General features: G+C 74.7%; 2 protein-coding genes and 1 tRNA gene. All 3 read right to left on the bottom strand.

All coding sequences use genetic code 11. The annotated features are described in order from the left end of the window. Nucleotides 1–134: 134 nt before the first annotated feature. Nucleotides 135–2,831, bottom strand: a complete 2,697-nt coding sequence (locus QNH85_RS19865; protein WP_282949185.1) for a winged helix-turn-helix domain-containing protein — start codon at nt 2,829–2,831, stop codon at nt 135–137. Between the two features lie 173 nt (nt 2,832–3,004). Next, nucleotides 3,005–3,078 (bottom strand) — tRNA-Met (locus QNH85_RS19870). 146 nt (nt 3,079–3,224) lie between these two features. Then, nucleotides 3,225–6,245 (bottom strand): UPF0182 family membrane protein, encoded by a 3,021-nt coding sequence (locus QNH85_RS19875; protein ID WP_282949187.1) that lies wholly within the window; start codon nt 6,243–6,245, stop codon nt 3,225–3,227. Nucleotides 6,246–6,255 lie beyond the last annotated feature (10 nt).

Here is a 6,255-nt window from a genome sequence, read left to right on the forward strand (position 1 = left end):
CATGGCGGCTCCTCGGTGGGGTGCGGTGGGGTGCGGTGCGGTGCGGCGGTCGTCGGTCGGTCCGCCGTGCGGCACCGTACGGACGCACGTGGTGAGGGCGGATCACCACACCTGGTGAGGCCGCGGGTGAGACGTCACCGGCCGGCGGGCCGACCGCCCAGCAGGCCGAGCTCCTCGCCACGTCGCACGGCGGCCCGCCGGTTCTGCACGCCGAGCTTGGCGTAGACGTTCCGGGTGTGGGTGCGCAGGGTGTTGAGGGACAACCCGAGCTCACGGGCCATGGCAGGTCCGTCGAGGTCCCCGCCGAGCAGCCGCAGCACGTCCCGCTCGCGCGCGGTGAGCGGCGCCACGACCGGGCCCGTGGACCGGTCCGGCCGGTCCGGCGTGGTCGGCCGGACGGCCGCCGTGCGCTCCGCGGCCGCCCGCAGCACCCGCGTGGACGGGTGAGCACCGGGCCGGTCCGCGAGGCGGCGCAGCAGGGCCGCCATCGGCGCGCCCTCGTCCGCGAGCACCCGCACGTGGCCCTCCCGGGCGGCGAGACGCACCGCGCGGTCGAGCACGTCGAGCGCGCCCGGCATGTCACCGAGCCCGCGCCGCACCAGGGCCCGGAGGGCGAGGACCTCGAGCACACTGCCCGCGCGTCCGCCGGCCTCCGCCGCCGCGAGGAGCCGTTCGAGCAGCTGGTCCGCGCCCGTCAGCGCGGCGCGGTCGCCGCCGGCACGGTGCTCCGCGAGCAGCACCCGCACGAGCGTGAGGTGCTCGGCCTCCCGCCGGTACGTCGGCTCGTCGTCGACCCGGACCCCGCTGGCGCCGACCCACCGCCGCGCGTCGACGAGGTGCCCCGCGCGCGCCTGCACCGACGTGCGCACGGCGGCCACCGGGCGCACGTCGGGGAAGTAGTCGGCCACGTAGTGGCGCTCGGCCTCGTCCAGCAGGCCGACCGCCGCGTCCGTGTCACCCTGCGCCGCCCGGATCAGCGCGTCGACCACGAGGGCGCGGTGCCGGTTCTGCGGCAGCGCCGCACCGGGGCCGAGCGCCGCGGCGGCGTCGACGTGCCTCCTCGCGGCGTCGAGCTCGTCGCGCTCCCGCAGCACACCGGCCAGGCCCACGTGCAGGTCGGCGGCGCCGCGCAGGCCGTCCGCCGTCTCCAGCGCCCGCGTGTAGCCGTCGGCCGCGTCGGTGAGCCGCCCCTGTGCCGTGCGGATGTCGCCGAGCGCGAGCAGCGCACCGAACGTGTCGGCGTGGTGCTCGGCGCGGAGCAGCGCGGCCAGCGACTCCCCCCACCACCGCTCCGCGGCCTCGAGGTCGCCGTCGCTCCAGGCGGCCAGGCCCAGCAGGCCGGCGGCGGCGCCGCGGCCCAGGTGCTCGTCGGGCGCGAGCAGGTCCAGCGCCCGGCCGGCGTGCCGCGCCGCGCCGGCGTCGTCCCCCGCGGCCCGGGCCTGAGCGGCGCGGAACACGGCCGCCTGGGCCACGACGGGCGCGGACTCCGGCGGGACCGGCCCGTCGCCGTCGACGCCGACGGCGCGCTCGACGTGCCCCAGCAGCTCCGCGACGCCGTCGAGCCGCCCCTCCGCCAGCAGCGCGCCGGCGTAGCCCAGGGCGAGCGCCGGGCGCGCGCCCACCACGTCGGGGGGCAGCGCGTCGCACCACTGCCGGACCGTCGCCTCCTGGCGCGCCCGTCGCATCGCCGGCACCGCCGCCTCGACCAGCGCCGCCGCTCCGTGCAGGTCCCCGCCGGCGAGCGCGTGCCGCACCGCCTCCGCGGGCTCGTCACGCTCCGCCCACCACCGGCCGGCGCGCAGGTGCAGGTCCGCCACCTCCGCCGGCCGCTCGCGGGTGAGCCGCGACGCCAGCAGCTCACCGAACAGGTGGTGGTACCGGAACCAGCGCCGCTCGTCGTCCAGCGGCACCAGGAACAGCTGGGCGCGGTCGAGCTCCTCGAGCCGCACCGCACCGCCGGCCGTGCCCGTGACGGCGTCGCACAGCGGCCCCGTGAGCCGGGACAGCACGCTGGTCCGCAGCAGGAAGTCCCGGAGCTCGTCGGGCTGGCGGTTCAGCACCTCGTCGCCCAGGTAGTCCGCGAGGTGCCGGTGCTCCCCCGTGATCCGCGCGAGGACACCGGGCCCGTCGGGTGCGGCGCGCACGGCGAGCAGCGCGAGCTGCACCGCGGCGGCCCAGCCCTCGGTCCGGTCGGACAGCAGCGCGAGGTCCGACGGCTCCAGCGCGACGTCCGCCGCCGCGACGACCGCGCCGACCTCGTCCGAGGTCAGCCGCAGGTCCGCCGGGCCCAGCTCCACCAGCTCGCCGCGCGCCCGCAGCCTGGGCAGGGGCACCGCCGGGTCCGAGCGCCCCGCCAGCACGACGTGCGCCCGCGGCGGCAGGTGGTCGACGAGGAACCCGAGGTCCGGCCACACACCCGGCCCGGCGAGGTGCACGTCGTCGAGCACCAGCACCACGTGACCCTCGACGTCCGCGAGCGCGTCGACCACCGCCGCCAGCACCACCGGCACGGGCTCGCCCGCGTCCAGCAGCCCCCGCGCCACCGCGCACGCACCCGGCACGGCCGCGTCGAGCGCATCGAGCACGGACGGCCACAGGACGGCGGGGTCGCCGTCCCGGTCGTCGAGCGCCACCCAGCCGACGCGGGCGTCGCCCGCCCCGGCGGCGAACCACTGCGCCAGGAGCGTGCTCTTGCCGTAGCCCGCCGGTGCGGTGACGACCGTCAGGCGTGCGGTCGTGACGGACGCCAGGACGTCCAGGAGCCGCGGCCGCGCGACCCGGTCCGGACGCGCCGGCGGGACCCGCACCCGGCCCGTGGGCGCTGCCTGCATGTCACCCCCGGTCGCCGCTCGCCGCGGCGTCACCCGCACCGCGCGGGGAATGTCTACCACGCCGCCCGGGAGCCGCCGTCGGGAGGTCCGGAGCCGCACAGCACGAGGGCGGTGCCGGCGTGCGGGGAACGACGAAGGCCCGGACCAACCGGTCCGGGCCTTCGTCTTCTGTGTAGCGGGGGCAGGATTTGAACCTGCGACCTCTGGGTTATGAGCCCAGCGAGCTACCGAGCTGCTCCACCCCGCGTCGGTGATCACTACGTTACGCCAGCGTGACGGCAGGTCCAAATCGAGCCCCCGTGCCCTCGGTCACACACCCCGTCCCCGGGACGGCCACGGGCCGGTCCCCCACGTGGGAGGACCGGCCCGTGTCCGTCACGGCACGCCGCCGCGTCAGCCGCCCGGGTTGAGCTCCTGGTCGGCCGCCACCGCGTCGTCGAGGGCCTGCTGCAGGCGCTCCTGGGCCTCGCCGTACCCGGCGAAGTCGCCCTCGGCGAGCGCCGCCTGGCCGTCCTGGATGGCCTGGTTCGCAGACTCCAGCGCCTGGCTGAGCCGCGCCGCGGCGTCGGCGGGAGCCTCGGTGGCCCCGCCGGTCGGCGCGGGCGTCGGTGCGGGCTCGGCGGTGCCGCCGTCGCCCTCCCCGGTGCCCTCACCCGTGTCCGGCGGCTGCGGGTCGTTGCCCGCGTCGCCGGCCGTCGCGCCGTCGTCCCCGCCGAACACCTGGTCGAGCGCCTCGTCCAGGGTGCTGGCGAACCCGATCTGGTCGCCGAAGGCGACGAGCACCCGCTGCAGCAGCGGGAACTGGGTGCCGCTGGCCGCCTGCACGTAGACCGGCTGGACGTACAGCAGGCCGCCGCCGACGGGCAGGGTGAGCAGGTTGCCGCGGATGACCTCGGAGTCGCCGCGACCCAGGATGTTCAGCTCGTTCGACACGTCGGGGTTCGACGTGAAGTTGTTGTTCATCTGGTTCGGGCCGGGCACCGTGGAGTCGCGTGGCAGCTCCAGGAGCCGGAGCTTGCCGTACCCCTCGGCCGGCTCACCCGCCGCCGACCCCGCTTCCGCGTCGACCGCCACGTACCCGGTCAGCACGTCCCGGGCGTTGCCTCCCGCCGGCACGTACGTCGACATCAGCGAGAACGACGCCTGGTCCTGCGTCGGCATCTCCAGCGTCAGGTAGTACGGCGGCTGCGCGACGTTGGCGTCACCGGCGGTCGGGTCGTTCGGCGTGCGCCACGCGTCGTTGCCGGAGAAGAACTGCTCCGGCTCGGTGACGTGGTACGTGCCGAGCAGCGTGCGCTGCACCTTGAAGAGGTCCTCCGGGTACCGGATGTGGCTCATCAGGTCGGCGCTGATCTCCGAGACCGGCGCGAGCGAGGTGTCGAACACCTTGCTCCACGACTGCAGGACCGGGTCCTCGGCGTCCCACGCGTACAGCGTGACGCTGCCGTCGTAGGCGTCGACCGTGGCCTTCACGGAGTTGCGGATGTAGTTCACCGTCTCCGGCTGCAGGGCCTCGATGCTGGTCGAGGCCACCGTCAGGGAGTCCGTGGTGGCGTCCTCGAGGGACTGCGCCGCCGCGTACGGGTACTGGTCCGACGTGGTGTAGCCGTCGACGATCCACTTGACGCGGCCGTCCACGACCGCCGGGTACACGCGGCCGTCGAGGGTCAGGTACGGCGCGACCTTCTGCACGCGCTCGACGGGGTCGCGGTCGTAGAGGATCTGCGACTCGTCGGTGACGCGCTCGGAGAACAGGATCTGCTCGGACCCGAACTTGATCGAGTAGAGCAGCTTGTTCCAGAAGCTGCCGATCTCCGGGCCGGCCGACACCTCGTCGGTCGGGAAGGACGTGTTCACGGCGCCGCCGGACTCGTCGTCGGGGTAGTCGAGCTCCCACTCCTGCCCCTCGGGGGCGCCGACGATCGAGTAGGTCGGCGAGCTCTGGCCGAAGTAGATCCGGGGCTCGTACTCGCCCATCTCACCGGTGGACGGGATCCCGCCCTCCCAGAACGACGGGGCGCCGGTGGACGACGTCGCGTTGCCGTAGGCCGCGACGACGCCGTAGCCGTGCGTGTACACGGTGGTGTCGTTGGTCCAGTTCCGGCGCTGCGCGTCGAGGCCCTCGAGGTCGAGCTCGCGCACGGCGATCACGGTGTCGCGGCTCTCGCCCTCGATCTCGTACCGGTCGACCGACAGGGTGTCCGGGAAGGAGTAGAAGCCGCGGATCTGCTCGAGCTGCTTGAAGGAGTTCGAGACCTCCTGCGGGTCGAGCAGCCGAATGGACGCGGTGGTCTCGGCGTCCTCGCGCAGGGCGCCCGGCTCGGCCGTCACCTTCGCGTCGTAGGTCTCGATCTCGACGTCCTCGAGGTCGTACGCCTGCAGGGTCGCGTCGATGTTCCGTTGGATGTACTCGGCCTCCGCGTCCTGCTGGTTCGGGTTGACCTGGAACCGCTGGACGACCGCCGGGTAGATGCCGCCGATGACGACCGCGCCGACGACCATGAGCCCGACGCCGAGGGCGGGGATGCGCCACGTGCCGCGCACCGCGGTGATGATGAACATGATCGCGACGAGCAGGGCGATGACCGCGAGGATCCGCTTGGACGGGATGACGGCGTGCACGTCGGTGTACGACGCGCCCTCGAACCGGTCCCCCTCCTTCGTGAGGATCGAGTACTGGTCGAGCCAGTAGTTCGCGGCGATCAGCACCATCAGCACGGTCGCGATGACGGACAGGTGCACCCGCGCGGCCTTGGTGGTGCGCGGGGTGCTGCTGGACCCGCCGACGCGGAAGCCGCCGTACAGGTACTGGGTGGCGAGGCCCGCGATCGCCGCCAGGACCGTCACCGCCATGAGGAAGCTCACGACGAACCGCAGCCCGGGCAGCACGAACATGTAGAACGACACGTCGATGCCGTACTGCGCGTCGGTCTCGCCGACCGGCGTGCTGTGCATCCACAGCTGCACGGTGCTCCACTGCTGGGAGGCCGCGATGCCGGCGAACAGGCCGAGGACGGCGGGGCCGGCGACGAGCACGACCCGGCGCAGCGGCTCGATGGCCTCGCGGTAGGAGTCGAGGCTGATCTGCTCCTGGTTCGACGGCGCGTACACCGGCCGGCTGCGGTAGCCCACGGCGAGGCTGGCGAAGACGGCGCCGCCCATGATCACGAAGCCGGCGGCGAACAGCGCGGCGCGGGTCAGCCACTGCGTCCACAGGACCTCGGAGTACCCGAGCTGGTCGAACCACATCACCTCGGTCCACAGCTGGGCGAGGACCAGCACCGCGATGACGACCACCGCGAGCACGACGATGGTCAGGGCGATGGGGCTGGGGCGCCGGCGGCCGGCCCCTCGGGGCGGCCGGGGCGGGCGCGGCCCCCGGGGCTGTCGGGCGGACGGGTTGGCGAAGGTCACGGCCTGGGGG

Origin of the sequence: Cellulomonas endometrii (assembly GCF_949769265.1) — a bacterium.
Taxonomy (GTDB): Bacteria; Actinomycetota; Actinomycetes; order Actinomycetales; family Cellulomonadaceae; genus Cellulomonas; species Cellulomonas endometrii.